This is a genomic window from Natrinema sp. LJW11 (assembly GCF_056135975.1).
On the sequence record NZ_JBWBDM010000002.1, the window covers coordinates 699,693 to 724,994 of the forward strand.

The window sequence follows — 25,302 nt, forward strand, 5'->3', positions numbered from 1 at the left end:
GGGCGCGAAACCGAATCTGCCGATTAGATCGCGAGATCGCTCTTCGCCCGGATGACCTCGACGTCGTCGGCGTCGACCCGATCGACGTCGAGGAAGTGCGGCGTGAAGTTGCGTTTCTCGTAGTCCTCGTACTCGTCTTCGGCACCGACGGTACACCAGAGCTGGACCCGGTCGGGACCGTGGTACTCGCCGTTTCTGTTGATCCCGAAACAGACCACCTCCGATTCCGCCTCCCCCTCCGCGGCCTCGTATCGGACGATGGCCCCGTTTCGAATGCCGGGATCCCCGTGGATGATAAGTTGCTTCATGGGCCCAGTTTCACAGGAGAGCGGATTAAACGCTTCGGAGGTCCCTGAGATGACCGGCGAACCGAACGACGGCGAACCAAACGGGTTATAAACGGCGCTATCTTAGGCCACGGCAAGTGAGATAACTATGCAGATGCCACGCCGATTCAATACGTACTGTCCGCACTGCAACGAACACCACGAACACGAAGTCGAAAAGTCCCGAACGGGCCGCTCGAGCGGCATGAAGTGGGACGCTCGCCGTACCCGACGGAACAGTTCCTCGATCGGGAACTCCGGCCGTTTCTCGAAGGTGCCCGGTGGCGAGAAGCCGACCAAGAAGACCGACCTCAAATACCGATGCAGCGAGTGCGGCAAGGCCCACCTCCGCGAGGGATGGCGCGCCGGCCGACTCGAGTTCCAGGAGTGATACCAATGGCAGGAAATTTCTACAGCGTTCGATGCAGTGACTGCGAGAACGAACAGACCGTCTTCGGCAAGGCCTCCTCGGAGGTCGCCTGTGCCGTCTGTGGCACGACGCTCGTGCGACCGACCGGCGGCAAAGCCGAGATCGAACACGAGATCCTCGAAACAGTCGAGTCACGATGAAGTACAGCGGCTGGCCCGACCCCGGCGAACTCGTCGTCGGCAAGATCGACGAGATCGAGGACTTCGGCGTCTTCGTCGATCTCGAGGAGTACGAGGACAAGCGCGGACTCATCCACATCTCCGAGGTCGCGAGCGGCTGGATCAAGAACGTCCGCGACCACGTCCGCGAGGGTCAGATCGCCGTCTGCAAGGTCCTCGACGTCGACGAGAGCTCCCAGCAGATCGATCTCTCGCTCAAGGACGTCAACGACCACCAGCGCTCCGACAAGATTCAGGAGTGGAAAAACGAGCAGAAGGCCGACAACTGGATGGAACTGGCCTTCGGCGAGGAGATCGAGGACGAGGACTACACCGCGATCGCCAACGAACTGATCGCCATCCACGGCGGGCTCTACGAGGGCTTCAAGCAGGCCGCGATCCACGGCGAAGAGGCGCTCGAGGACACCGATCTCGAGGACGACGAGATCGAATCGATCGTCCAGACGGCCCGCGAGAACGTCTCGGTGCCGTACGTCAACGTCACCGGCTACGTCGACCTCGAGAACCCGACCGACACCGGCGTCGACGGGATTCGCGAGGCGCTCGAAGCGGCCGAAGGCAACGGCGAGATCCCCGAGGAAGTCGATCTCGAGGTGAGCTACGTCGGCGCACCCGAGTACCGGATCAAGGTGAAGGCACCGAACTACAAGACCGCCGAATCCCACCTCGAGGAGAGCGCACAGCGAGCGGTCACCGCGATCGAGGGCCACGGTGGAATCGGTCAGTACCACCGCGAACGCCGAACCGACGACGAGTAAGGACCGATGAAATCCGATATCCGGGTGTGTTCGGCGTGGCGCGAGGTCCACGACCGCCCGGTGTACACCCTTTCTGACAGCTGTCCCGACTGCGGTGCCGAGACGGCAAACACCGCGCCGGCACCGTTCGATCCGACGGATCCACACGGCGAGTACCGACGCGCTCTTAAACGTCGCAACCGCTGATACGGTATGGACGAACTCGAGATCGACGTCGTCGCCGAGGTCGAACTGGACGACCCCGTTCTCGTCGAGGGGTTGCCGGGAGTGGGACACGTCGGCACCCTCGCCGTCGAGCACCTGCTCGAGGAACTCGAGGGCGAAAGCACGCTCGTGCGACGCATCTACTCCCGGGAGTTCCCCCCGCAGGTGAGCGTCGAGGACGGCGTCTCGGCGCTGACCTGTGCGGAGCTCTACGCCGTCGACGTTCCCGAGGGTCGCGATCTGTTACTGTTGACGGGCGACCATCAGGCCCAGAGCAACGACGGCCACTACACGCTCACCGACGCCTTCCTCGACGTCGCCGAAGAGTTCGGCGCCACCGAGGTGTACGCGCTCGGCGGCGTACCGACCGGCGAACTCATCGACGAGTACGCCGTCGTCGGTGCCGTCAGCGACGACTCGCTGCTCGAGGCGCTCGAGGACGCGGGCGTCGAGTTCCGCGAGGACGAACCCGCCGGCGGCATCGTCGGCGTCTCCGGTCTCCTGCTCGGGTTAGGTGAACGCCGCGGCTTCGAGGCGACCTGCCTGATGGGCGAGACCAGCGGCTATCTGGTCGACCCCAAGAGCGCGCGAGCAGTGCTCGAGGTGCTCGAGGACGTGCTCGGCTTCGACCTCGAGTACGAGTCCCTGGACGAGCGAGCCGACGAGATGGAGGAAGTCATCGGCAAGATCCAGGAGATGGAACAGCAACAACAGATGGACGTACCGACGGACGACGATCTGCGATACATCGGGTAACGGCCCGCTTTCTGTCGAAGTTTACTCGGTTACGATCGGATTCCGTCGGCGTTCGCTCTCCTCCGTCGACGGTCGCTCGACTGTGCTTCGTGGCGCTCTCCAGTTACTGGGGTTGCCGATCGACCGAGAGACCGACTTCTCCGTGATGACGAGAGATGCGACAGCCGGGGCTCCGGCGGCCAATCGTCGAGTTCCTCGGCGGCGTTGAAGAGCACCTCGACGCACGGTTCGTCGGTGAGCGCGCCCGTCCCGTCGCTCCAGTCGACGTCGACGATGCTCCTCCCGAGCAAGTAGGGAAGGTGAAGGTGAACCGTTCGGACGCGGGCACGGTCGATTTCGACAATTGAGATGTTCTCGCTCGGCGTCCGATGTCTCCGGACGGCGATCCGTCGTGAGAGGTCCGCTACGGTACTCTCACCGTTCCGTTCCCGGAGCTCGTGGAGAAGGTACCGACGGTCGGCCACTGGCGAGCACGCTGAAAGCCTCCGTCGACTCCATATCTGCCACTACTCGAACGGAGTACACTCACCGACAAAGGAACGCTGCCGACAGTCGTCGGGCGCTGTTTCGTCGCCGGATCGATGGGACGGTCAGACGGACTCCTATCAGTCAGTTCCGACGCACCCGGCGCCTCCGTGGACGCCGACTCCGATGATATTTGCTGTGTCTCCACTGGACGCTGATGGCAGACCGTCTCAGCCCTCGAGAACTTCGTAGGAGACGTCGGCGTCCCGGAGCGCGTCCGTGACCCGGCCGACCTCGTTCGTCGTGGCGACTGCAGTCACTTCGAGGCCGCGCTCGGCCCCGTCGGCGGCGACTGCTCCGGTCGCGAACGTGACCGCCGGGTCGGTGCCGATCTGTCGACAGGCGACGATCGCTTCGACCCCGGCTGCGACGACGAGATCGGCGTCCTCGCAGTGTTCGGCGACGGTCTCCGAATCGACCGCTCGGCTGCCGCCGGTCCGAACTGCGGGCACCTGTAGGACCGTCACCGAACCGGGCTCGAGTTCCATGACGCCCTCGAAACTCGTGACGCCGACGTCGGTGCCGGCCTCGGCGTCGGTGGTCGCGACGCCGGTCGCCGGCCCCTCGTCACCGGGGGTCGCGTGGAGTAATCCGTCCTCGACCGAAAGCGAGACGGTCTCCCCGTCGGCGATGTCGTCGGTCGCGATGTACGCGGCCTCGCTCATCGCGCCGAGGACGTCGCCGGTGACGTGGTCGGCAAAGCGGCGAACGTCGTCCGCGGTCCGAAAGAGCCAGTCGACGCCTTCGTTGGTGACGCGATATCTGGATCTCCCCTCCTTCTCGACGAACCCCTCGTCGACGAGATCGCGGATGTACTCGCTGACGGCCTGGCTCGTTACGCCGACTTCCTCGGCGATCTCCCCCTGGCTGACCGCGGGCTGGCGCTCGGCGATCTGCACGAGGATCCGAAACCGCGTCGCGGCCCGTTTGTTGTCGAGGACGTCGACCATACGGCTACTGTTTCGCGAGAACGGCAAAAAGGTACGCGGTCGCGCGATCGCGGCCGGCGGCGGACCGAGGCGTCAAGTTGATAGCGGGAGAGTCCGTCGGGTTCACGTGAGTATGTCGGCCCTACCCGCGACGATTCTCGCTTCGATTGCCGGATCCGTTCCGCTCGCGGACTCGCTCGCGTGGATCGCGATCGGCGCGTTCGTCGTGGCGATGGTCCTCGAGTGGTTCGGTGCCGTCCGCCCGGCGAGATACCTCGCCGCGGGCGCCTGGGTCGTCTTCGGCGTCTTCTGGCTGACGATGGTTCCCCACTACTACCTCGAGGTGAAAAGCCCCATCCAGACGCTGCTGACAATCGCCGCGTTGCCGCTGTGTGCCTACGCCGGCTACCTGCTCGTCCAGGGCCGCGAGTCGCTGCTCTTGCTCTCGAAAGCGGTCGCGTTCATGGGACTCATCTATCTGCCGGCCGAGACGATCCCGTTCGTTCGCACCTGGCTGATCGAGACGACCGCGTCCCAGACCCACTTCGGGATGGAACTGCTGGGGCACAGCCCCGGCATCGAGGAGGGCTCGAACGGCTACCAGAGCCGCTTCGCGTTCGACCCCGACGAGACGGTCACCGGCCGGACGACCTACATCATCATGTCCTGTACCGGGATCGGCAGCATGGCCATCTTCGGCGGGCTGATCGCGGCGGTCAAGGCGCCGCTCAAACGGAAGATCGTCCCGTTCGCGGCCGCCATCGGGATCATCTGGTTTCTCAATCTCGTCCGGAACGTCTTCATCGGCCTGGCCTCGCCGTGGGGCTGGTTCCAGCAAGATTTTCTCGTCTACGTCGCCACCGAGTTCATGGGCGCGCCCGCCGATCGGACCTCCTATATCGTCGCCCACAACTTCATCGCCCAGTCGCTGTCGATCGTCGCACTCCTGGGGATCACCTACCTCGTCGTCCGCCTCCTCCCCGAAGTCTTCGAGCCCCTCGAGGAGGTCCTCTACATCCTGACGGGAACGGAGTACGACCTCGCTGACGCGCTCGGCCAAGAGGCGCGTCCCGTCGGCGGCTCGGACGCGACCGCTGCGTCCGGATCGGCTGCCGACACCGGTGGCGCGCCCGAACCTGGCGTCACCGACCCCGACATCGATCCCGAGTCCGCACCGGGATCGGAATCGAACGATGATTGACGTCGAGATCGACGTCCCGTTTACCGTCCGCGATCGGGCCGTCTACGTTCCGGCCGCGGAGACGCTCGTGCTCGCGGACGTTCACCTCGGTAAAGCGGCCGCCTCGAGCGTCGACGCCCCGATCGACGACGGGAGCGACGTCCTCGAGCGACTGCAGCGATTGCTCGAGGCGACCGAGCCGGCGACGGTCGTGGTCGCCGGCGACCTCTTGCACTCGTTTTCGCGACTCCCGCGCGGCGTCGAGCGCGATCTCGACCGACTGCTCGCGGCGGTCGACGCCGCCGATGCCGAGCTGATCGTCACGCCGGGCAACCACGATACGATGCTCGCGGAGGCCTTCGACGGCGAGACGGCCGCCGAATACGAACTGGCCGACGGCGAGACGGTGGTCTGTCACGGCCACGAGCGGCCCGACGCGACGGCCGAGCGATACGTCGTCGGCCACGACCACCCCGCGCTGGCGATCGAGGGGCGCAAACGACCGTGTTTCCTCTACGGTCCCGACGCCTTCGAGGGAGCGGACGTGCTCGTGCTCCCGGCCTTTACCCGACTGGCCGCCGGTTCGACCGTCAACGGAATGGACGGCCGCGACTTCCAGACGCCGCTCGTCCGGGACGCCGACGGGTTCTACCCCGCGGTCAGGGACGGCTCGAGCGGCGAGACACTCTGGTTCCCGCCGCTGGGCGAGTTACGGCGGTTGCTGTGATCGCCGTCTAAATGTTCGATGGCGGGGGACCACGTCTCACTTCGGACCGACCATCCGGTATGCGGTGGCGCGCGCTGTTGATCGGCCGAGTAACACGAGGCCGGTCGACGATCTCGTGCGAGGGATGAGCGAACGAACGGGGAGGGACGACCCGTGAGAGAGCGAATCGGCTGGGGAGGGCGTGGCGATTCCCTGTTGCCACGATAGTAGGACAATTCCTCTTACTCGTTCCCAGTGGAACCCGCTTCTCCATTCACACATCTACTGAACGCACGAACGACTCGAGAGACCGGCTCACAATTCAGGAAAACGACCTTATCCCGACAGATCGTCGATGACCGCCTTCGAGGCCTGCCGACCGCTCTCCATCGCACCCTGAATGGACGACCACCGCGTGTAGTCGCCCGCGAGATAGACCGGGCCCGCGGGATCGCGGACGTCCGGCAACCCCTCGAGAAACCCTGGCGGCTGTGCGAACTGCGCGAACGGTACTCGTTCGGTATGCACCGCCTCGAGCCCGTCGAACCCCCGCGGATACCACGACTCGAGCGTCGATCGCGTTACATCGGCCAGTTCGGCGTCGCTCTCCGCGCGTTCACCGAGATAGGTGGCGCTGATGAGGGTCACATCATCGGGCGAGTACTCCGGTGCGACCGCGCTGTGGGGGACGACGTGGTTCGGCCCTCGCTCGGTCGCGTTCAGCAACAGCCGCCGGCCCGTCTCGAGGTCGATATCGGCCGGCAGCGCGTAGTACTGCGTGACACAGCTACGCGCGTCGGTGGGGATCGCGTCGACGACGGTCAACTCGCGAGCGGACGGCGGATCGGTCGCGACGACCACCGCGTCGGCCTCGACGGTTCCGGCGTCGGTCTCGACCGTGACGCTGGCATCCGATCCGCGTCCGCCGATTCCCACGTCCGATCCGTTTCCGACGGCTCTCTCGTCCGATTCGCGCTCGCCGCTCGAGTCTCCAGCGGCCCCCGAGACCGACTCGACCGTGACACCCGTCTCGATCCGACCGCCGACCTCGCGAACGCGGTCGGCGAGTTGTGCCGGGATCGCTTCCATCCCCGCTGCGGGAACGGCGATATCGCCCGCCGCGAGGGTCTTGAAGGTGTACTCGAAGACGCGACTCGAGGTCGACAGCGAGCGATCGAGGGTGATCCCGCCGTAAAATGGGGCGACAAAGTTCTCGACGAACCGCCTCGAGAAGCCGCGTTCGCGGAGGAACGCGTCGATGGTCGCGTCGTGGCCGGCGAACGACGCCGCCGGATCCGCTCGCCGAAGCTCTAACCAGAGCCGGGCGATCCGCGCCGCGTCACCGACGGAGACGAAGGGATTGGACAGCGTCGCCGGGATCGTTCCGGGTTCGCGAAGCGGGTCCGCGAGCGTCGACCAGCCGTCGGGGCCGGCGACGGTGGCACCCGGCGCGAACCGACGCAACTCGAGCGCCTCGCGGTCGAGTTCCCGCTCTACTGCGGGATAGGCGGTGAACAGCACCTGGAAGCCGCGATCGAATCGGTAGCCGTCCCGCTCGAGCGTGCGGACGCGGCCGCCGACCGTGTCGCGACGCTCGAGCAGCGCGACGTCGACGCCGCCGCCGGCGAGGTGCCGCGCGGCGACGAGACCGGCGAGACCACCGCCGACGACGAGGACGTGAGGGGGCGAAGACATAGTGGATGCTCGAGGGGGAGCGACTAAAGGGGCGGACCTACCCACGTTACCCGACGAGCGGCTTGTGCGGGTTGACCGTGGATCGGGTCCGGTGAGTCGACTGTCGAGTACCCCTCCCGGGTGGACTCGCAGTCGTCGAGTGCTCGAGCGGGGCGTCGGGCGACGGGAGCAGGGATGTCGCTTGCGACGGGAGCAGTGGCGGCAGCCGGGGTGCCGGTACCGACGGGGGTGCTCACGACGTCCCGTCGCTTCGGTCGACCCGACGGCCGACGAGCCTCGAGACGCCGTCGAAGTAGCCGGTCCCCCACAGCGCGACGAGCAACGCACCGAACGCGTTGTAGATGAGGTCGAAGACGATGTCGCTCGTCCCGTACTGGGCCAACACCGGTTCGCCGCCCACGACGCTCGCCAGCCCGGCGGAGGCGAACTCGCTGATCTCCCAGAGGACGCCGAACGCGAGGACGAATACGAGGATGAACACGAAGCGGAATTCGCCGGGAACGTCGACCGACTCGGCGGAGCGATCGAGCGCGTCGACGACGGCGTAGCCGACGCCGGCGACGAGCGTCGCCGAGACGGTGTGCGTCACCGAATCGTACCAGCCGAACAGTTCGTAGGGGCCGAGCGCGCCGACCGCGTGGAGGAACGCCGCCGCCGCGATCCAGAGGGCGAGTCCGCCCCCCATCTCGTGGCCGAACTCGCGACGAACGAGGCGGGGGAGGACGGTGAGAGCCAGCGGAATGCCGGCGTTTACGACCAGACCGAAATCGACCGTGACGAGCGCGTAGCCGACGACGAGCGCCAGCAGCCCCTGAATCACTCGAACGGCGTGCCAGCACCGGCGCTCGGAGAGCCCCAGAACGGTGTCGCTGTCTTCCGTCACGACGGATCACCCGAGCGTTCGCGGCGACCGACGCTCGCGGTATCGTGGCGATAGAAGTAGACCACGAAGAGCGCGGCGGCGAGCCCGCCGAACGCGGTCGCGTAGATCAGGTCCCACATCAGTTCTCCCTTCGTCGTGAGAAACGACGTCGCGAGGAGCGTATCGGAGAGCCACTGGGCGATCACCCAGAGCCCGGCGACGGCCATCGTCGCGAGCACGACGAACGAGACGGCGAAGCGCGGCGACATCTCGATCGGCGTGAATGCGTCGAGTTCGACGGTGATCAGTAGCGCGATCGTCGCGACCGTGAGAAAGCCGGCGATGGGAAGCGTTCCGAACAACCGCGCCCAGATCGGGACGGCGGCGAGCGCCAGCACTTCCCACGGGAGCATGACCAGCGCGTCCCACCGAACGGCCGTCGGCACGAACGCGAGGACGACGATCGTCGTCGCGAGGGCCGCCCAGAGAAACGATCCCCGTCCGGCAGTCACGACGGCCGCGGCGGCGATCGAGAACACGATCGGCCAGGCGAGCGCCGCGTTCACCCGTTCGTTATCGATGAGCGATTGGAGGACCGGCATTCGTTCACCCGTGCCGTGAGTCACGGCAGCCGAACGGAAACCGTCGCGGCTTTCACACCCATCCCGCGATCGACGGCTCGAGGCATACCGCGTCGCCGGGCAGTCACAGCGTGTGACCGGGGTCCGTGGTCGAAGGGCGACCGCTTGCCGTGGCCGGTACGATTTTGCTCGTCGCGGTGACGATGTCGGTATGGGAGACCACGCGACGAACGATTCCGAACGCGAGTCCGACGGCCCCGCCTTCCAGCCCGTCTTCGAGAATCGCGTCCGCTTTGCCGAGACCGACCAGCAAGGGATCGTCTTCTACGGCGAGTACTTCACGTTTCAGGACGAGGCCGTCTCTGCGTTCTTCCGGGAACTGGACTACGGCTACGACGACATGCTCGAGAACGGCTGGCAGATCCACGTCGTCAACACGGAACTGAACTACCGCGCCGGCGCGGAGTTCGAAGACGTGATCGTCAACGAACTGCGGGTCGCCGATATCGGGACGGCGAGTCTCGAGTACGAGTATCGGGCCAAACGGAAGCGCGACAACGTGGTTCTGGCCGACGGAACCGTCACCCAGGTCGCCGTCGATCTCGAGACCGAGGAACCCACTCAAATTCCCGACGAATTCCGCGACGCCGTCGCGACGTTTCAGGGGGGCCTCGAGTCCGGCGAGTAGCGCCTCGGCTCCGTCGGGCAGTTTGGCACCGAAAAATGCGAACCGTGATCGTCGCTTAGTGGACGCCGACGTACGCCTCGCGGACGTACTCGTTGTCGTGGAACTCGTCGTGCGTCCCCGACAGCTCGATCTCGCCGGTTTCGATCAGCGAGAGCCGTTCCGCGTGAGTCAGGGCGAACGTCGAGTTCTGCTCGGCGAGCAGGATCGTCAACCCCGTCTCCGCCTGGAGTTTTTCGAGCGCGTCCCCGATATCCTGGATGATGACCGGTGCGAGCCCGAGCGTCGGTTCGTCGAGCATCAACACCTCGGGGTCGCTCATCAGCGCGCGACCGACGGCGAGCATCTGCTGTTCGCCGCCGCTCATGGTCTCGGCCTCCTGCTCGCGGCGTTCGTCCAGCCGCGGGAACAGGTCGTAGACCATGTCGAGGTCGTCCTGCACTGTATCGCGGTCGTCGCGGAACTGCGCACCCATCAGAAGGTTCTCGTGGACCGAAAAGTACGGGAACAGGTCCCGATCCTCGGTACAGTAGATCAGGCCGTCCCTGACGATCTGCTGTGGTTTCACGGTGGCGAGATCCGTTCCGTCGTAGCGGATCGTCCCGTCGTACTCGACGAAGCCGGCGATGGCGTTCAGCATGGTCGTCTTCCCGGCCCCGTTGGGCCCGATCACGCCGTAGATTTCGCCCTCATCGATCGACAGCGAGACGCCTTTCAGTGCGTGTGACTTGCCGTAGTAGACGTTGAGGTCCTCGACTTCGAGTATCGGATCAGTCATTATAGTCCCTCCCCGGCGAGATACGCCTCCTGGACCGCGTCGTCCGCGGCGATCTCCTCGGGCGTTCCCGACGCGAGGAAGTCGCCGTTATTGAGGACCACGACGCGGTCGACGAGCTCCATCAGCCCGCCCATGTTGTGGTCGACGACGACCATCGTCATCCCTTCCTCGCGGAAGCGTTCGATCTGGGTGGCGAGCTCCCCGATCTCCGCCTGGTTCATCCCGGCGAAGGGCTCGTCGAGCAACAGGAGCTCGGGCTCGGTCGCCAGCGCCTTGGCGATCTCGAGGCGGCGAACGTCCGCGTGGGGCAACTCGTCCGGCATCTCCTGGAGATCGTCTTCGATGTCGATACGGGAAGCGTAGTCGTATATCTCCGCCTCGCTGGCACCGCCGCGCAGCGAGACGATGCTGTTCGGCAGCGTGAACAGCTTGATGTTGCCGGCGACCGACATCGAGTCGATCGGGTTCGATTCCTGCGAGACTCGCGAGAGTCCCTTGTTGACGACCTGGTGGGTCGAATCGTCGGTGATGTCGTCACCGTTGAACCGGATCGATCCCTCGGTGACGCCGTAGATACCCATGATGCAGTTGAACACCGTGGACTTGCCCGAGCCGTTCGGGCCGATCAGACCGACGATTTCGCCCTCGTCGACCTCGAACGAGAAGTCGTCGACGGCGACGAGGCCGCCGAACTTCTTCGTGAGATTCTCGACTTCCAGCACGCTCATCGGCGATCACCTCCGAGCCGCTCGAGCCCGTACCACAGTTTGCGGAACAGGCCCTGACGGGCGAACACGAGGATTAGCAGGACGATTACCCAGAGGATCGCCCACCTGAGCTGGGCGTCGAGTCCGAACGCGTGCAACACGATGTCCTCCATCAAGATGATGAAGAATGCGCCGCCGAGCGGGCCGAGTATCGACCCCATCCCGCCAACGACGGCCATCGCGATCATCTCGATGCTGTTATCCACGACGATGAACGAGCCGGGATCGACGCCGCCGAATCGATGGGCGAGGAGAACGCCGCCGATACCCATCGGGATCGAACTGAGCACGAACGACCAGATCTTGAACTTGGTCGCGTTGATGCCGGCGGCTTCCACCGCTGACTCGTTCTCTCTGATCGCCAACAGGATGAGTCCGATGTTCGATCGTGCGACGATCAAAAGGGCGACTGCGACCACGAGCATCGGGAGCAAGAAGAGGTAGTAACTCTGGACCGGTGCAGTGATGTCGAAGATCTTCTCGACCCCGGCGAGACCGGTCTCACCACCCGTGTATTCGCTGAGCGGGTTCATCATCCGATAGAAGATCAACACGGCGACGAACGTGATCAGCGAGAAGTACGGACCGCTCAATCGGAGCGACGGCAGGGCGATGAGCAGCCCGATTCCTAACGCCGCGAGCACCGAGACGGGTATCGTCACCAGCATCGGCAGCTCCGGGTTGACGTTGTGTATCAGCATCGCCGTCGTATACCCAGCACCGCCGGAGAGAACGGAGTGGCCGAAGCTGATGTAGCCGGTGTAACCGCTCTGGATGTCCCATCCCATCGAGAGGATAGCCCAGATGCTGGCCGCGATCATCGCCTGAATGAGGGCGTAGTTCCCCCAGAACGGCGCGGTCAGCAGCCCGACGAGCGTACCGACGACCAACACGAACTGCAGACCGTTCATCTCGCCGAAGTAGCCGCCGATAAGGCGATTGTAGACGTTTGCGAGCGGCTGCAACGCGCTGTTTATCGGTCCGGTAACGGTCGTGAGTCGATCGAGAGCAGCGCCGCCGGCGCGGCCGGCTGCACCGCTGATTCGGGAGCCGATCCCGCTCGAGCGGCCGGTTTCGCTACTCATGGGCGAACTCCCTCCCGTAGAGACCCTCCGGCAAGAGGAGCAAGACCGCCACGAGGACGATCAGTGACGGAATACCGACGTATCCCTGTCCGATGAACTCGGTCGTAAACTGCTGGAGATAGCCGATCAGGTAGGCGGCGACGACGGAGCCCTTGATGCTGCCGATGCCGCCGATCACGACGATAATGAACGCGTTCGCGAGCGGATTGAGCCACATCTGCGGCGTCGTCGGTTCGACTGTCCCTAGGATGACGCCGGCGATACCGGCGAACGCGCCGGCGATCAGCCACGTCCGAGACTTGACGGACTGCAGGTTGACGCCGGTCAACTGTGCACCGCGTTCGCTCATCGACGTCGCGAGGATCGATCGACCCTCGTCGGTTTGCGTGACGTAGTACCATAGTAATCCGATCGTAATCCACGAGAGAACGAACCCGAGGATGTACATGTAGCCGATTCGCGTTCCGAACCCTTCCAGATGAAGACTACCGCTCAGAACGCTCGGAGTCCCCTGCGGATTCGCCCCGAATCGATAGTGAATGAGATTCGTCAACAGGAGCGCGACCATCACGGTCGAGAGGAACGTGATGACGACGTTGTCTTCGATGTATCTGACGAGACCCGCGTACAGCGCGTACGAGGCCAGTGCAGTAGCGACGACCGCGATGGCGAACCCGGCGGCTGGCGGAACCGAAATCGCGCCGACGACCGACGACGAGGTGAGGACCACGTAGGCGTACGCACCGAACATGATCAGCCCGCCGTGGGCGAGGTTAAGGACTCCGCCGACGCCGAATATCATCGTAAATCCGATCGCGACCAGCGCATAGATCGCACTTACCACTGCCCCCAGGAGCAAGACCGATAGAATTTGATCGAGCATGTCTTGCTACATCCAGGGGGGCGCCATGTGGTCGCCAGATGAATTGGCCGCGGGGTAGACGAGTTCCTGATGTCCACCCTCGTCGTCTTCGTTTGGCTGCCACTGAGTAACCGGATAGTTCGAAATCTTACCGTTGGTTCGCGTCTCCTTGGCGTCGTTCGGATAATCCGAGTCCTCACCGTAGAGCGACATCTCTGCGGCAGCGCCGGTGTACTCGACACTGTGCATCGCTTCGACGATGTCGTCGAGGTCGTCGTTGTAATTGATGGAACCGGCCTCTTCGGCGACCTTACTATAGAAGTGGATCGCGTCGTAGGTGTTGAATCCCATGTACATGGGCTTGGTCGGCGGACCATCATCACCGTACTCTTCCTGATAGGCTTCGACGAAGTCTATCGTCTTGTCAGTGATATCCGTGACACCGCCGCCGCCGGACTGGGCCGTCGTCTCGTATTGACAGATCCCCTCAGTTTGGGTCCAGAACTCGGGATTCATCGACGCGACGTGCGTGCCTTCCACTGCGAAGGGGTACCGGTTCGTGATCCACGGCTTGAGTAGCTTCCCTTGTCCACCGGACGCGAAGAAACGGAGGACTGCGTCCACTCCTGCACTCTCTAGATCGTCCAGTATCGACGTGTAATTGTCCGTGCTGAGGCTCACGGTATCGTCGTAGGGGACATCTAACCCGCGACTTCTGAGTTCATCCGGAAGCAGTTCCTGAAACGACTTGGTCCAGGCAGCTTCCTCGGACAGATGCCCGAACGTGTTCCAGCCGTGTTCGTCGGAGAGGAACTCCGCGTAATCGGCCATCGCTTCGGCCTGCAGTTCGGAGTTGATCGGTCCCGTTCGGAAGATATTCTTATTGTGTTCGTAGTCCTCACCGGTCGTGTTCGCCATCGTACTCTGATCCGCTGACCCCGTGATGATGAACGGAACGTCCTCGTCGGCGATGGTCCCGGTGATCCGCTGGGTGACCTCGCTCGAGAACGTACCGACGATGAGGTCGACATTGTCCTCTACGATCATCCGTTCGACGATTTCGGACGTTCCGCCCGGATCCGTTTCGGTGTTCTCCGAAATCAGCTCGATCTCCTGGTCGCGGACCTCTCCGACTTCATCGACGGCGAGCTCGGCACTTCGTTCCGAGCCGACCCCCATCGCCATACCGGTCGGTGCGAGGTGACCGATTTTGAATATTCCGTCATCGTCATCACCGCCGACACCGCCGAGGCAGCCGGCCAACGTCGTCGTTACGGCACCGGCACCGGCCGCTCCGAGAAACGTTCGGCGCCCGAGTGAGCCCTTACCATTCCTATCCCAGTTGCGATTATTATTATCTTCGTTAGCCATTGTGTATCAGTGAGTTACCGATTCTCACTCTCCAGTTTTGAGTCACCCGTAATAAAGATGAGGGAAGTTAGCAAGGATCTTGTGAACTATACACCAGTGTTGTGTTTTCGATTTCCGCTCGAGGTATACGGCGGAACAGGAGACTGGAAGTATGCGCTGTTCGAACCCGAGCGGCCGTTCAACGGACTTCGCCCTCGAGCCCGGTCGGTTCCTCGAGGAGCCGATACTCGCCGCGTTCGAACGCGACGACCCCGTCGTGGCGGAGGTGATCGAGATGGGCGAAGGCCTCACCCGGTCCGTGGACGATGTGGATTCCCTCGAGGTCGCCGAACAGGTGGGCGCTGACCGTCCAGGCGTCGGCCGGGCCGTGGTCGTCCAAAAACGCGAGGATCGCGTCCGTTCGCTCGCGGTGGTGCTCGAGGATCGCGTCGGCGCGGGCGGTCGGCGCCGCGATCGGATCGCGGTGACCGGGCCAGACCCGCTCGTAGTCGCGGTCGATGAGCCGGTCTAAGGTCGCGACGTAGCGCTCGAGCGGGCGCTCGATCCGGACGTCGGCGCCGCCGACGTTCGGCGTATAGCCCGGCAGGAGGGCGTCGCCGACGAACGCCTCGTCGCCGCTCTCGGTTTCGAAACAGCACAGCCCCGCCGCGTGTCCCGGTGCGTGAACCGTCTCGAGCGTTCGGCCGCCGACTGCGAGCGTCTCCCCGTCCTCGATCGGGGTCGGGTCGGCCGGCCGCCCCTCGATCTCCGCGGACTCGAAGAAGCCGAGGAGTTCGGTTCGAGCGTCGTCGGGGACGCCCCACTCCTCGAGGAGATCCCGACGCCGCTCCTCGACGGCGGCGACGGCGTCGGGGTCCTGTGCGACCAGCGGGGCGTCGGCCTCGTGGACGTAAACGGTCGCGTCGCTTTCGGCCTGAATCTCGCCGGCCAGTCCGGCGTGATCGACGTGGAAGTGAGTGAGGACGATGTCGTCGACGTCGGCGAACTCGTAGCCGCGCTCGGCGAGCCCCTCGCGGAGGTCTCGACGGATATCGTCGGTAGCGATGCCGGTATCGACGAGTGCGAGTTCGTCGGCGTCGTCGGCGGCGAGGACGTAGGCGTTGTTTCGACCCTCGAACTCCTCGTTTCCGAGTACGATGCGGTCCATGTCGGCTACCAACATGTCGTCCGGTAATAATACGCGCGATAGCGGAAGCGGGACGTGACGAAGGGACGGTCTCACTCGGCCCAATAAAACGGCAGTCCCGTCTCAGTCCGGTGACCGCACGCCGGTTGGTCACTCTGCGTGAGAGAGCAAAAGCGGAACGTATCCACGAAACCGCCGATTAGCTCTCGAGTTCGGCCCGCAGCAACTGATTCACGTCACCGGGATCCGCGCTGCCGCCGGGCAGTTCTCCCACCTTTTTCTCGTCGGGTTGCTCGCTTCGCTCGCAACCGCTCTCTGTTCACGGGCGCTACGCGCCCGTTCACATGGTCAGCGGGAACGGAGGTCCCGCTCAAGAAAAATCTGGACCAAAAAGCCGAACGCTCACTCCGTTCGCGTTCGGTCGTTACCCTTCCAACTCCGCCCGCAGCAACTGATTCACGTCACCGGGATCCGCGCTGCCGCCGGTCTTCTGCATGACCTGTCCGACGAGGAAGTTGATCGCGCCGTCGTCGCCCGACTCGTAGTCGTCGACGGCGTCGGGGTTCTCGTCGATCGCGTCGACGACGGCCCGCTGGACCTCGTCCTCGCCGGTCTTGCCCAGCCCCTCCTCGGCGACGACCTCGTCGGGCGTTCGGCCGTCGTCCAGCATCGATCGCAGGACCGTCTCGCGGGCGTTCTTCGCCGTGATATCGTCCTCGGCGACGAGTTCGACGAGCCGTTTGATCTCCTCGAGGCGGCCCTCGATCCCGGTGATCTCGATGTCGCGGTAGTTGAGTTCGCCCAGCAGGTTGTCCGCGACCCAGGTGGCCGCGAGATCGGGAGCGAACTCGCCGGCGACGTCCTCGTAGAAGTCCGCGACCTGCTTGGTCGAGGTGAGCTTCGAGGCGGCCTCCTCGCTCAGCCCGTACTCGTCCTGGAATCGCTCGCGGCGGGCCGAGGGGAGTTCGGGAATCTCGATTTCGTCTTTCCAGTCCGAGACCCGCAGCGGCGGCAGGTCCGCCTCCTCGAAGTAGCGGTAGTCCTTCTCCTCTTCCTTCGAGCGCATCGAGACGGTGATTCCCCGCGACTCGTCCCAGTGGCGCGTCTCCTGTTCGACCGCACGGCCGCGCTGAATGGCGTTCTTCTGGCGCGTCTCCTCGTAGGCCAGGGCCTTCTGGGCACCCTTGTGACTCGAGATGTTCTTGACCTCGGTCCGGTTGGCCGCCTCGAGCGCCTCGATCCCGATCTCGTCGGTGTCGTCGCCGTCGATCGCCTCCTCGGGGATGATCGAGAGATTGGCGTCGATCCGCAGGCTGCCGTCGCGTTCGGCGTCGAAGACGCCCAGGTACTCGAGGACCTCCTCGAGTTCGGCCAGAAACGCGCGCACCTCGCCGGGACTGCGGAAGTCCGGCGCGGTGACGATCTCCATCAGCGGCGTCCCGGCGCGGTTATAGTCGACGAGCGTGTACTCCGCCGAATCGATGCCGCCACCGCCGCCGACGTGCTGGAGGCTGCCCGGGTCCTCCTCTAAGTGCGCGCGCTCGATCTCGACGCTGCGTCGTTGGCCCTCGACGGAAATCTCGAGTTCGCCCTCCTGACAGATCGGCTCGTCGTACTGGGTGATCTGGAAGTTCTTGGGCAGGTCGGGGTAGTAGTAGTTTTTCCGGTGGAACCGGGTCTCCTCGGGGATCTCGGCGTCGATCGCCTTGCCGATCTTGACGGCGGCCTCGACGGCTCCCTCGTTGAGCACCGGCAGCGCCCCCGGCAGGCCGAGACAGACCGGGCAGACGTTGTCGTTGGGCTCGTCGCTCGGCTCGGTCGAACAACCACAGAAGATCTTCGTGTCGGTCTCCAGCTGGACGTGGACCTCGAGCCCGATGACGGTCACGAGGTCGCCCTGCTGGACGGTCTGGGCAGTCATTGGAGGCGATTCGGCCCCGCAGGGGTAAAACGTAACGGGACGCGCTCGTTTCGTCGCCGCTCGAGTAGTGTGTCACCACACTATATTTGTGCCTTCAGCGACTAGCCTCGAGTATGAGTACCGATCGGGTCGACGCCGAAAGCAAGGTCTCCGGGAATCAGGCTAATATTCCCGCACGAATCCGTCGACAGCTCGATATCGATGACGGTGATCGACTTCGATGGCACATCGGAGACGACGGAACGGTCCGAGTGGAGGTCGTTCACCGCCGCGGTGGCTCGTTCGCTGATTTCACCGGATACGACGGTGACGTAGAGACCGACGCAACGACGGATCACGACGCCTGGGGAGTCGAATAGATGCCGCGTGCGGTCGTCGATACGTCGGTGCTGTTTGCCGCGAGTTACCGCCGAGACGGGGCACACGAAGCCGCACTTCCGATCCTTCGCGAGATCGACGATCAAACCCTGCCCGAGGCGATCGTCCTCGATTACGTTCTCGCGGAGACGCTCAACGGACTGACGACGCACGCTGGTCACGATCCGGCCATAGATTTTCTCGACCGTATAGAAGAAAACGCCAGGTTTCACCTCGTTTCGCTATCGGCGGATGCGCTGGCGACAGCGAAGTCGCTGTTTCGCCGGCATAGCGGTCTTTCGTTCGTCGACGTTTGCATCGTCGCGTATATGCAAGCCAACGATGTCGAATATCTGTACGCGTTCGACGGCGATTTCGATCGCATCGACGACATCACTCGGCTCGAAACGGCGGCCAACCCGTACGATCCGCACTGACTACCGCGCGTCCTCGAGTTTCTCGAGCGCCGCCGGGTTCTCGATGCTGCTCATGTCGCCGAGGTCTTCCCCGGTGTAAGCCGCCTGAATGGCCCGTCGGATGATCTTGCCCGACTGGGTCTTGGGGAACTCGTCGACGAACAGCACCTCGCGCGGGCGGAACGGTTTACCCAGCTCCTCGCCGACCTGCGCGCGTAGTTCCTCCCGAAGGTCGTCCGTCTCATCGACGCCAGCCTCGAGCACGACGTAGGCGACGACGGCGGTGCCGGTGGTGTCGTCGGGCGCGCCGATCGCGGCGGCCTGATTGACCGCCTCGTGGTCGATGAGCGCCCCCTCGACCTCCGCCGGGCCGACCTTGCGGCCGGCCACGTTGAGGGCGTCGTCGGCGCGGCCGTGGAGGAACCAGAAGCCGTCCGCGTCCTTCTGAGCCCAGTCGCCGTGGTCCCACATGGGCGGGTCCCGGAACGTCGACCAGTACTCCTCGAGGTAGCGCTCGTCGCCCGACCACAGCGACTTGGTCATCGACGGACAGGAGTCGCGGGCGACGAGGTAGCCCCGCTCGTTGTCCTCCCGCACGGAGTTCCCCTCGCGGTCGACGATATCGATGTCCATGCCGAGGCCGGGGCCGCCGAGCGTGCAGGGTTTCAGCGGTTCGGTCGGCAGCGGCATCAGGAAACAGCCACAGATCTCGGTGCCGCCGGAGATGTTGATGATCGGCGACTCGCCGCCGCCCACGTTCTCGTAGAACCAGTGCCAGGACTCGGGGTCCCAGGGCTCGCCCGTCGAGCCGAGGATCCGGAGGCTGGAGAGATCGTGGCCGGAGAGCCAGTCGTCCCCGTGCTTGCGAAGTGCCCGAATGGCCGTCGGTGAGATGCCGAACTGGGTGAGCTCGTGGCGGTCGATCATCCTCCAGAATCGGTCGGGATCGGGGTAGTCGGGCGCGCCCTCGTACATGAAGACGGTGCCGCCGAAGGTGTGGGTCCCGATGAGGCTCCAGGGCCCCATCATCCAGCCGATATCGGACACCCAGAAGAACCGGTCGGCGGGTTTGAGGTCCATCCCGAAGTAGACTTCTTTGGGACACTGGACCTGTGCCCCCGCGTGCGTATGTACAATACCCTTCGGCTTGCCCGTCGTGCCCGACGAGTAGAGGAGCATCGACTCCTGACTCGAGTCCAGTGACTTCGTCTCGTACTCGTCGTCCTGGCTCTCGACGGCGTCGGCCCACCACTCGTCGCGGTCGCCGCTCCAGGGAATTTCGTGTTCGCTGGTCGCGGAACCGGCCCCCAATCTGTCGAAGACGATCGTGCGTTCGACGTGGCCTGCCGCTTCGATCGCCTCGTCGGCCGCGGATTTGAGGAAGACCGGGTCGCCGCGCCGATAGAAGCCGTCGCCCGTAAAGAGCACGGAACACTCGGAATCCGCGATCCGGGTGGCGGCCGCGTCGACGCCGAATCCGGAGAAGATCGGCACGGCGATCGCGCCGACCTTGAAACAGCCATAGAGGATCGAGACGACTTCGGGGACCATCGGCATGTAGAGCCCCACGGTGTCGCCCGTTCCGATCCCGCGTTCCTCGAGCGCGTTCGCGACTTGATTCGCCCCTCGGTGAAGTTCGTGGTAGGTCACCTCCCGGACCTCGCCGTGCTCGCCCTCCCAGATGGTGGCGACTTTGTTCCGGCGCTCCTCGTCGACCGCGGCGTGGCGATCCACGACGTTGTGGGCGACGTTGAGTTCGCCGCCGGGATACCAGTCGGTGAACTGCGGTCCGTCACTATTTCCCCGGACCTCGTCGTAGTCCACGTCAAACTCGATTCCGAGGTAATCGACCAGTTCGTCCCAGAACCAGTCGACGCCGCTTTCGGGTTCGCCCTCGAGCTCGGTCGTCGTCCGCTCGATGAGTTCCTCGTAATCGTCGATCCCGTACGTCTGCATGAAGTCGTAGACGTTCGTCGATTCGACGAACTCCCGGCTCGGTTCGTGAGCGATCTCGTCGATGTCCTCGAGGCTCGGGCTGGTGTTTCCGGCCATCGTTACTCGTAGGTTAGAGTCATGCCACCATCAAACAACAGGTCGCCGCCGTCGAGGTGTCGCCCGAGGTCGGAAAAGCCAAGCAAATAGAGGTTGGCGACGTCGATCGGTTCCATCATCTCTTTCACCCGAGACTGGCCGAGCATGACGTCCTCGATGACTTCGTCGACCGAGATACCGCGCTGTTCGGCGGTGTCCTCGAGTTGTGCCGTCACGAGCGGCGTCTTCACGTAACCGGTGCTGATCGAGAACGCGCGAATCTTCCCCTCGCCCTCCGCAGCGATCGACTGCGTGAGCCCGCGCAGGCCGAACTTCGAGACGTTGTAGGCGACCTTGTCGCTCGTGACGTAGTGACCGTGGACCGACGCCATGTTCCCGACGCAGCCCGCGCCGTCCTCGGTCTCCCGAAAGTGGGGAATGCACAGCTTCGAGAGATAGAGCGGTGCCCGGAGCATGATCCGGTGCATCGTATCGTACGTCTCCATCGGGAACTCGTCGATAGGGTCGATGTGTTGCATCCCGGCGACGTTCGCGAGGTACTTCAGATCGCCCAACTGCGCGGCCTCGTCGACGATTCGCTCGAGGTGTGCGTCGTCCGTGAGATCGCCGGGAACCGACTCGATCGTCCCCTCGAGCCCGAGCTCCTCGCCGCGATCGATCGTTCCCGCGAGGCCGTCCTCGTCGACGTCCGTGGCCGCGACGGTGAGTCCGTTGCCGGCGGCCGCCAGCGCGGTCGCCCGGCCGATACCCGAGGCCGCGCCCGTCACGAGACAGACGTTTCGATCCGCGAACGACTCGTCGGGGAACCGGTAGATCTCCTCGCGGGAGACCGTCGGCGCCGTGACCTGATTCTGGGACATGGTTCTCACGGTAGCCGTCTCCCCGGACAACGATAAAAGTGGCCAGCGGTCGGGGGCGTCCGGCGACCGACGCCGACCAGCGACGGCGGCGGTCGCACGAGGATCGCGATCGAGACGTCTCGAGGTCCGTGCTCGAACGACGACGCTCGAGAGCGGATTCTCCGCTCTGAACTCCTCGAGCGCGTTCCCTTCGCTCGCCGCGTCGCCGACGGGCTCGCCGAACGGGACGGTACCCGAGAGAAACCTGCAACGCGCCGGGGGTTTTTTCCCCGGTCAACGGCTATCAGGAGTCCATGAGTACTCGAGCGGGCGCGGACGACGGGGCATTCTGGGGAGATGCCGACGACGACGTCGCGCTCCACCGATATCGGACGCTCGTCAACACGATCGACGACGGCATTTACCAGCTCGATACCGACGGACGCTTCGTCGCGGTCAACGACGTCATCGTCGAGACGACCGGCTACGCGCGCGAGGAACTCCTCGGCGAGCACGTCTCGCTCGTGCTCGCCGATGGCGATATCGAACGCATCGAACGCGAGATTTCGAGCCAGGTCGGCGCAGCCGACGGGGACGACATCGCAAGGTTCGATATCGTCGTCCGAACAGCCGGCGGCGACGCGATCCCCTACGAATTACGGATCAACCTCCTGGTGGAGGACGGCGAGTTTCAGGGGTCCATCGGTGTCGCCCGCGACCGGTCCGAGGAACAGCGCCGACAGGAGTCGCTCACATCGGCGGAGAAATCGTACGATTCGATCACGAGCATCATCGACAAAGCGGATATCGGCGTCTGCATCCTCGACGAGAACTGCGAGATCACGTGGGCCGACGAGACCATCGGGCAGTACTTCGCTATCGATCACGAGCGTCTCGTCGGGCGGAACAACCGGACGGTCATCGACGAGACCCTCAAACACAGGTTCGTCGATTCCGATTCGTTCGCCGAGACCGTCCGCTCGTCGTACGACGACGATCGCTTCGTCGATCGCCTCGAGTGTCGGGTCGCGGGCGACGGGACCGACCTCGAGGACCGGTGGCTCCGATACCAGAGTAAACCGATCAAATCGGGAAAATTCGCCGGCGGCAGGGTCGAGTTTTACTACGATATCACCGATCAGAAGCGCTCTGAAGAAGATCTAGAGGAGAACAGAGAAGCGTTTCAGTCCCTGGTCGACGCCGTCGAGGAGTACGCGATCTTCCGGCTAGACTCGGACGGTCACGTCCTCACCTGGAACAAAGGCGCGCGGAATCTCAAGGGCTACGACAGCGAGGAGATCGTCGGCGAGCACTTCTCGACGTTTTATACCGACGGGGATCGAGCGGCGAACGTTCCCGAACGGAACCTCGAGCGAGCGCTCGAGACCGGCTCCGCCGAGGACGAAGGCTGGCGCGTCCGAGCGGACGGAACGCGGTTCTGGGCGAACGTGACGATCACGCCGGTTCGAGACGACGACGGCACCCATCGGGGCTATCTGAAGGTGACTCGCGATATGACGGATCGCTGGGAGCGCGAGCAGGAACTCGAGAGCGAACTCCAGCGCATTCTCGGGCGGATTTCGGACGCGTTCTACGCGGTCGACGACGAGTTCCGATTCACGCACGTCAACGAGCGCGCCGCGGAACTCCTGCAGCGCTCCGAGGAGGAGCTACTCGGCGAGCAACTCTGGGACGTGTTCCCTGACCTCCGCAATCTCGACGCGGTCTGGGACGCCTTCCACACGGCGCTGGAGACCCAAGAGCCGACCAGCTACGAGCTCTACTACGACACGCTCGATTTCCGGGTCGAGGCGAACCTCTACCCCTCCGAAACGGGAATCTCGGTATACTTCCGGGACGTGACCGAGCGCAGAGCGCGCGAGCGGGAACTCGAGCAGACGGAGCGACGCTTCGAGGCGATCTTCGAGGATCCGAACATCCTCGTCGGACTGCTCGAGCCCGACGGGACGGTGCTGGATATCAACGGGACGGCGATGGAGTACATCGACGCAGACCTCGCGGACGTGACCGGCGAGCCGTTCTGGGAGACGCCGTGGTGGGGTGAGGGCGAGGACGTTCGGTCTTCGGTCAGGGAGTGGACCGAGCGCGCGGCGGCCGGCGAGTACGTCAACTTCGAAACCGACCTCACGCGACCGAACGGCGAGCAGTACACGCTCAACGGCGTCTTCAGGCCCGTCACGAACGACGATGGCGACGTCGTGTCGATCGTCGTCTCGGACCGCGACGTCACGGAACGAAAGAAGCGCGAACGCGAACTCGAGGAGTCCGAGCAGCGCTACCGAACCCTCGCGGAGCACTTCCCGAACGGCGTCGTCACCCTGTTCGACCACGATCTCGAGTACACGCTGGTCGCGGGGCAGGGATTCGACAAGATACCCGTGGACCCGGCGGAGGCCGAGGGGGAACAGTTCGACGACGTCTGGCCCACCGAAACGAGCGATGCGCTCAGACCGGCGCTTCAGGCCGCACTCGAGGGCGAAGAGCGGACGATCGAACTGGAGTACGCCGACCGGGAGTGGGTACTCTATACGGTCCCGATCACCGACAATCGCGGCGACGTCTTCGCCGGCGTGTCGATGGCCCACGACATCACCGAACGCAAGGAGTACCAGCGCAGACTCGAGGAAACGATCGACCGACTCGAGGAGTCCAACCGTCGATTGGAACAGTTCGCATACGCGGCCTCCCACGACCTGCAAGAGCCCCTGCGGATGGTCTCGAGTTACCTCCAGCTCATCGAGAACCGCTACGCCGACGAACTCGACGACGACGGCGAGGAGTTCCTCGCGTTCGCGGTCGACGGCGCCGACCGAATGCGCAACATGATCGACGGACTGCTGGCGTACTCTCGAGTCGAGACGCAAGGGGACCCGCTCGAACCCGTCGACCTCGATTCGGTCCTCGAGAGCGTGCTCGCGGACTTACGGCTCCAGATCGAGGAGACGGACGCCGAGATCGAGACCGACACGCTCCCCCGTGCCGAGGGCGACGCGGCCCAGTTGCGCCAAGTGTTCCAGAACCTCCTGAGCAACGCGCTCGAGTACAGCGGTGACGAGCCGCCGCAAGTTTCCGTCGACGCCGAACGCCGGGGACGAGAGTGGGTCATCTCGGTGCACGACGAGGGCATCGGGATCGATCCCGACGATCAAGAGCGCGTGTTCGAGGTCTTCCAGCGCCTCCACAGCCGCGAGGAGTATTCCGGGACGGGGATCGGCCTCGCGCTCTGTCAGCGAATCATCGAACGCCACGGCGGCGAGATCTGGGTCGACTCCGAACCGGGTGAGGGTGCGACGTTCTCCTTCACGCTCCCCGCGGCGGACGATTTCGCGCCGTAAGTCCGGAATCGTCTCGTTTCCACTCGCGGTTCGTCGCGTCCCTTCCCGCCGCCACGGTCTCCCCATTCAGCGGGCGACCGGCCCCGAATCCGCAGCCAGTGCAAACGCGGCACGGCCGATTAGCATCAAATAGTTTATACACGTCTGACGTACGTTTATGTGGCCGGACCGACCCCTAGACACTATGTCGAACAACCGCGTCGAGACGCTCGAATCGACGGTTGCGGAACTCGAGTCGACGGTAGAGGGGCTGACGGACGAACTCATCGAGGCGAAAGAGCGGATCCGCGTCCTCGAGGCCGAACTGGACGCCGACACGCCGACGCGCGTCCCCGACCGTCGCAGCGAGGAGTCCGAAGCGACGGCGGACGAAACGCCCGAAGCCGAACCCGACGAGGTCGCCGAGGCGGCGGCGGACGCCGAGGGGACGGTCGAGGGGGAAGCGACCGGTGACGAAGCGGAAGACTCAGGTAGCGACGACATTATCGTCGCATAACTGCGGCTGACGCGACGGAAGGGGCTGTCGCGGAGGGATCGATACCCCTCGTTTCGGCAG

At 64.3% G+C, this 25,302-nt stretch carries 27 protein-coding genes; 12 read left to right on the forward strand and 15 right to left on the reverse strand.

Annotated elements, in window-relative coordinates; translation table 11 throughout:
• Nucleotides 1-23: 23 nt before the first annotated feature.
• Nucleotides 24-308: an HAH_0734 family protein gene (locus tag AC0QDI_RS08060; protein ID WP_474666968.1), complete on the reverse strand. Its 285-nt coding sequence runs from the start codon at nucleotides 306-308 to the stop codon at nucleotides 24-26.
• A gap of 127 nt (nucleotides 309-435) precedes the next feature.
• Between AC0QDI_RS08060 and AC0QDI_RS08065 the strand changes: the two genes are divergently transcribed.
• The 5 genes from AC0QDI_RS08065 to AC0QDI_RS08085 are packed head-to-tail and all read left to right on the forward strand — an operon-like array spanning nucleotide 436 to nucleotide 2,653.
• Complete coding sequence (locus tag AC0QDI_RS08065; RefSeq protein WP_098724294.1) at nucleotides 436-717, forward strand: 50S ribosomal protein L44e; 282 nt, start codon at nucleotides 436-438, stop codon at nucleotides 715-717.
• A 5-nt stretch (nucleotides 718-722) separates the two neighbouring features.
• The gene (locus tag AC0QDI_RS08070; protein ID WP_097378458.1) at nucleotides 723-896 is read left to right on the forward strand and encodes a 30S ribosomal protein S27e; all 174 of its coding nucleotides are present in this window, start codon (nucleotides 723-725) and stop codon (nucleotides 894-896) included.
• Entirely contained in the window at nucleotides 893-1,693 is an 801-nt protein-coding gene (locus AC0QDI_RS08075; protein WP_474666971.1) for a translation initiation factor IF-2 subunit alpha, read from the forward strand. Before AC0QDI_RS08070 ends, AC0QDI_RS08075 begins: the two co-directional genes overlap by 4 nt.
• 6 nt (nucleotides 1,694-1,699) lie before the next feature.
• Complete coding sequence (locus AC0QDI_RS08080; protein ID WP_474666973.1) at nucleotides 1,700-1,879, forward strand: RNA-protein complex protein Nop10; 180 nt, start codon at nucleotides 1,700-1,702, stop codon at nucleotides 1,877-1,879.
• Nucleotides 1,880-1,885: 6 nt separating this feature from the next.
• A complete protein-coding gene (locus AC0QDI_RS08085; protein ID WP_474666975.1) occupies nucleotides 1,886-2,653 on the forward strand; it encodes a proteasome assembly chaperone family protein in 768 nt (255 codons plus the stop codon).
• A gap of 29 nt (nucleotides 2,654-2,682) precedes the next feature.
• On the opposite strand, the gene AC0QDI_RS08090 is transcribed toward AC0QDI_RS08085, so the two are convergent.
• Complete coding sequence (locus AC0QDI_RS08090) at nucleotides 2,683-3,117, reverse strand: DUF7344 domain-containing protein (RefSeq protein WP_474666977.1); 435 nt, start codon at nucleotides 3,115-3,117, stop codon at nucleotides 2,683-2,685.
• A gap of 231 nt (nucleotides 3,118-3,348) precedes the next feature.
• The gene (locus AC0QDI_RS08095) at nucleotides 3,349-4,128 is read right to left on the reverse strand and encodes a DUF7839 domain-containing protein (RefSeq protein WP_474666979.1); all 780 of its coding nucleotides are present in this window, start codon (nucleotides 4,126-4,128) and stop codon (nucleotides 3,349-3,351) included.
• A 112-nt stretch (nucleotides 4,129-4,240) separates the two neighbouring features.
• Here AC0QDI_RS08095 and artA point away from each other — a divergent pair, with 112 nt between their 5' ends.
• Both artA and AC0QDI_RS08105 read left to right on the forward strand, forming a co-directional pair.
• Nucleotides 4,241-5,308 (forward strand): archaeosortase A, encoded by a 1,068-nt coding sequence (artA, locus tag AC0QDI_RS08100; protein WP_474666981.1) that lies wholly within the window; start codon nucleotides 4,241-4,243, stop codon nucleotides 5,306-5,308.
• Nucleotides 5,301-6,014 (forward strand): metallophosphoesterase, encoded by a 714-nt coding sequence (locus AC0QDI_RS08105; protein WP_474666983.1) that lies wholly within the window; start codon nucleotides 5,301-5,303, stop codon nucleotides 6,012-6,014. The genes artA and AC0QDI_RS08105 overlap by 8 nt, the downstream gene beginning before the upstream one ends.
• A 315-nt stretch (nucleotides 6,015-6,329) precedes the next feature.
• On the opposite strand, the gene AC0QDI_RS08110 is transcribed toward AC0QDI_RS08105, so the two are convergent.
• The 3 genes from AC0QDI_RS08110 to AC0QDI_RS08120 all read right to left on the reverse strand — a co-directional run bounded on the left by AC0QDI_RS08110 (nucleotide 6,330) and on the right by AC0QDI_RS08120 (nucleotide 9,152).
• Entirely contained in the window at nucleotides 6,330-7,688 is a 1,359-nt protein-coding gene (locus AC0QDI_RS08110; RefSeq protein ID WP_474666985.1) for an NAD(P)/FAD-dependent oxidoreductase, read from the reverse strand.
• A 232-nt stretch (nucleotides 7,689-7,920) separates the two neighbouring features.
• Entirely contained in the window at nucleotides 7,921-8,571 is a 651-nt protein-coding gene (locus AC0QDI_RS08115) for a DUF2238 domain-containing protein (RefSeq protein WP_474666987.1), read from the reverse strand.
• Nucleotides 8,568-9,152 carry a DUF2238 domain-containing protein gene (locus AC0QDI_RS08120; protein ID WP_474666989.1) on the reverse strand — a complete coding sequence of 195 codons (585 nt, stop codon included), beginning with the start codon at nucleotides 9,150-9,152 and terminating at the stop codon, nucleotides 8,568-8,570. Before AC0QDI_RS08120 ends, AC0QDI_RS08115 begins: the two co-directional genes overlap by 4 nt.
• Nucleotides 9,153-9,342: 190 nt before the next feature.
• Between AC0QDI_RS08120 and AC0QDI_RS08125 the strand changes: the two genes are divergently transcribed.
• Complete coding sequence (locus tag AC0QDI_RS08125) at nucleotides 9,343-9,819, forward strand: acyl-CoA thioesterase (protein ID WP_474666991.1); 477 nt, start codon at nucleotides 9,343-9,345, stop codon at nucleotides 9,817-9,819.
• Nucleotides 9,820-9,874: 55 nt separating this feature from the next.
• On the opposite strand, the gene AC0QDI_RS08130 is transcribed toward AC0QDI_RS08125, so the two are convergent.
• The 7 genes from AC0QDI_RS08130 to gatB form a co-directional block, all read right to left on the reverse strand.
• Nucleotides 9,875-10,594 (reverse strand): ABC transporter ATP-binding protein, encoded by a 720-nt coding sequence (locus tag AC0QDI_RS08130; protein ID WP_474666993.1) that lies wholly within the window; start codon nucleotides 10,592-10,594, stop codon nucleotides 9,875-9,877.
• Nucleotides 10,594-11,322 (reverse strand): ABC transporter ATP-binding protein, encoded by a 729-nt coding sequence (locus AC0QDI_RS08135; protein ID WP_474666995.1) that lies wholly within the window; start codon nucleotides 11,320-11,322, stop codon nucleotides 10,594-10,596. The genes AC0QDI_RS08130 and AC0QDI_RS08135 overlap by 1 nt, the downstream gene beginning before the upstream one ends.
• Nucleotides 11,319-12,446 (reverse strand): branched-chain amino acid ABC transporter permease, encoded by a 1,128-nt coding sequence (locus AC0QDI_RS08140; protein ID WP_474666997.1) that lies wholly within the window; start codon nucleotides 12,444-12,446, stop codon nucleotides 11,319-11,321. The genes AC0QDI_RS08135 and AC0QDI_RS08140 overlap by 4 nt, the downstream gene beginning before the upstream one ends.
• A complete protein-coding gene (locus AC0QDI_RS08145) occupies nucleotides 12,439-13,329 on the reverse strand; it encodes a branched-chain amino acid ABC transporter permease (RefSeq protein ID WP_474666999.1) in 891 nt (296 codons plus the stop codon). The genes AC0QDI_RS08140 and AC0QDI_RS08145 overlap by 8 nt, the downstream gene beginning before the upstream one ends.
• A 6-nt stretch (nucleotides 13,330-13,335) precedes the next feature.
• Complete coding sequence (locus tag AC0QDI_RS08150) at nucleotides 13,336-14,493, reverse strand: ABC transporter substrate-binding protein (RefSeq protein ID WP_474667001.1); 1,158 nt, start codon at nucleotides 14,491-14,493, stop codon at nucleotides 13,336-13,338.
• 364 nt (nucleotides 14,494-14,857) lie between these two features.
• Nucleotides 14,858-15,826 (reverse strand): MBL fold metallo-hydrolase, encoded by a 969-nt coding sequence (locus tag AC0QDI_RS08155; protein WP_474667003.1) that lies wholly within the window; start codon nucleotides 15,824-15,826, stop codon nucleotides 14,858-14,860.
• Nucleotides 15,827-16,229: 403 nt separating this feature from the next.
• Nucleotides 16,230-17,726, reverse strand: a complete 1,497-nt coding sequence (gene gatB, locus AC0QDI_RS08160; RefSeq protein ID WP_474667005.1) for an Asp-tRNA(Asn)/Glu-tRNA(Gln) amidotransferase subunit GatB — start codon at nucleotides 17,724-17,726, stop codon at nucleotides 16,230-16,232.
• Nucleotides 17,727-17,839: 113 nt separating this feature from the next.
• On the opposite strand from gatB, the gene AC0QDI_RS08165 reads away from it, so the two are divergent.
• Nucleotides 17,840-18,085 carry an AbrB/MazE/SpoVT family DNA-binding domain-containing protein gene (locus tag AC0QDI_RS08165; protein ID WP_474667007.1) on the forward strand — a complete coding sequence of 82 codons (246 nt, stop codon included), beginning with the start codon at nucleotides 17,840-17,842 and terminating at the stop codon, nucleotides 18,083-18,085.
• Complete coding sequence (locus tag AC0QDI_RS08170; RefSeq protein WP_474667009.1) at nucleotides 18,086-18,520, forward strand: type II toxin-antitoxin system VapC family toxin; 435 nt, start codon at nucleotides 18,086-18,088, stop codon at nucleotides 18,518-18,520.
• Here the strand turns inward: AC0QDI_RS08170 and AC0QDI_RS08175 are convergent, their stop codons facing one another.
• Both AC0QDI_RS08175 and AC0QDI_RS08180 read right to left on the reverse strand, forming a co-directional pair.
• Nucleotides 18,521-20,551: an AMP-binding protein gene (locus tag AC0QDI_RS08175; protein ID WP_474667011.1), complete on the reverse strand. Its 2,031-nt coding sequence runs from the start codon at nucleotides 20,549-20,551 to the stop codon at nucleotides 18,521-18,523.
• Nucleotides 20,552-20,553: 2 nt separating this feature from the next.
• Entirely contained in the window at nucleotides 20,554-21,411 is an 858-nt protein-coding gene (locus tag AC0QDI_RS08180) for an SDR family oxidoreductase (RefSeq protein WP_474667013.1), read from the reverse strand.
• Between the two features lie 293 nt (nucleotides 21,412-21,704).
• On the opposite strand from AC0QDI_RS08180, the gene AC0QDI_RS08185 reads away from it, so the two are divergent.
• The gene (locus AC0QDI_RS08185) at nucleotides 21,705-24,746 is read left to right on the forward strand and encodes a PAS domain-containing sensor histidine kinase (protein WP_474667015.1); all 3,042 of its coding nucleotides are present in this window, start codon (nucleotides 21,705-21,707) and stop codon (nucleotides 24,744-24,746) included.
• 184 nt (nucleotides 24,747-24,930) lie between these two features.
• The gene (locus AC0QDI_RS08190) at nucleotides 24,931-25,242 is read left to right on the forward strand and encodes a DUF7518 family protein (protein ID WP_474667017.1); all 312 of its coding nucleotides are present in this window, start codon (nucleotides 24,931-24,933) and stop codon (nucleotides 25,240-25,242) included.
• Nucleotides 25,243-25,302 lie beyond the last annotated feature (60 nt).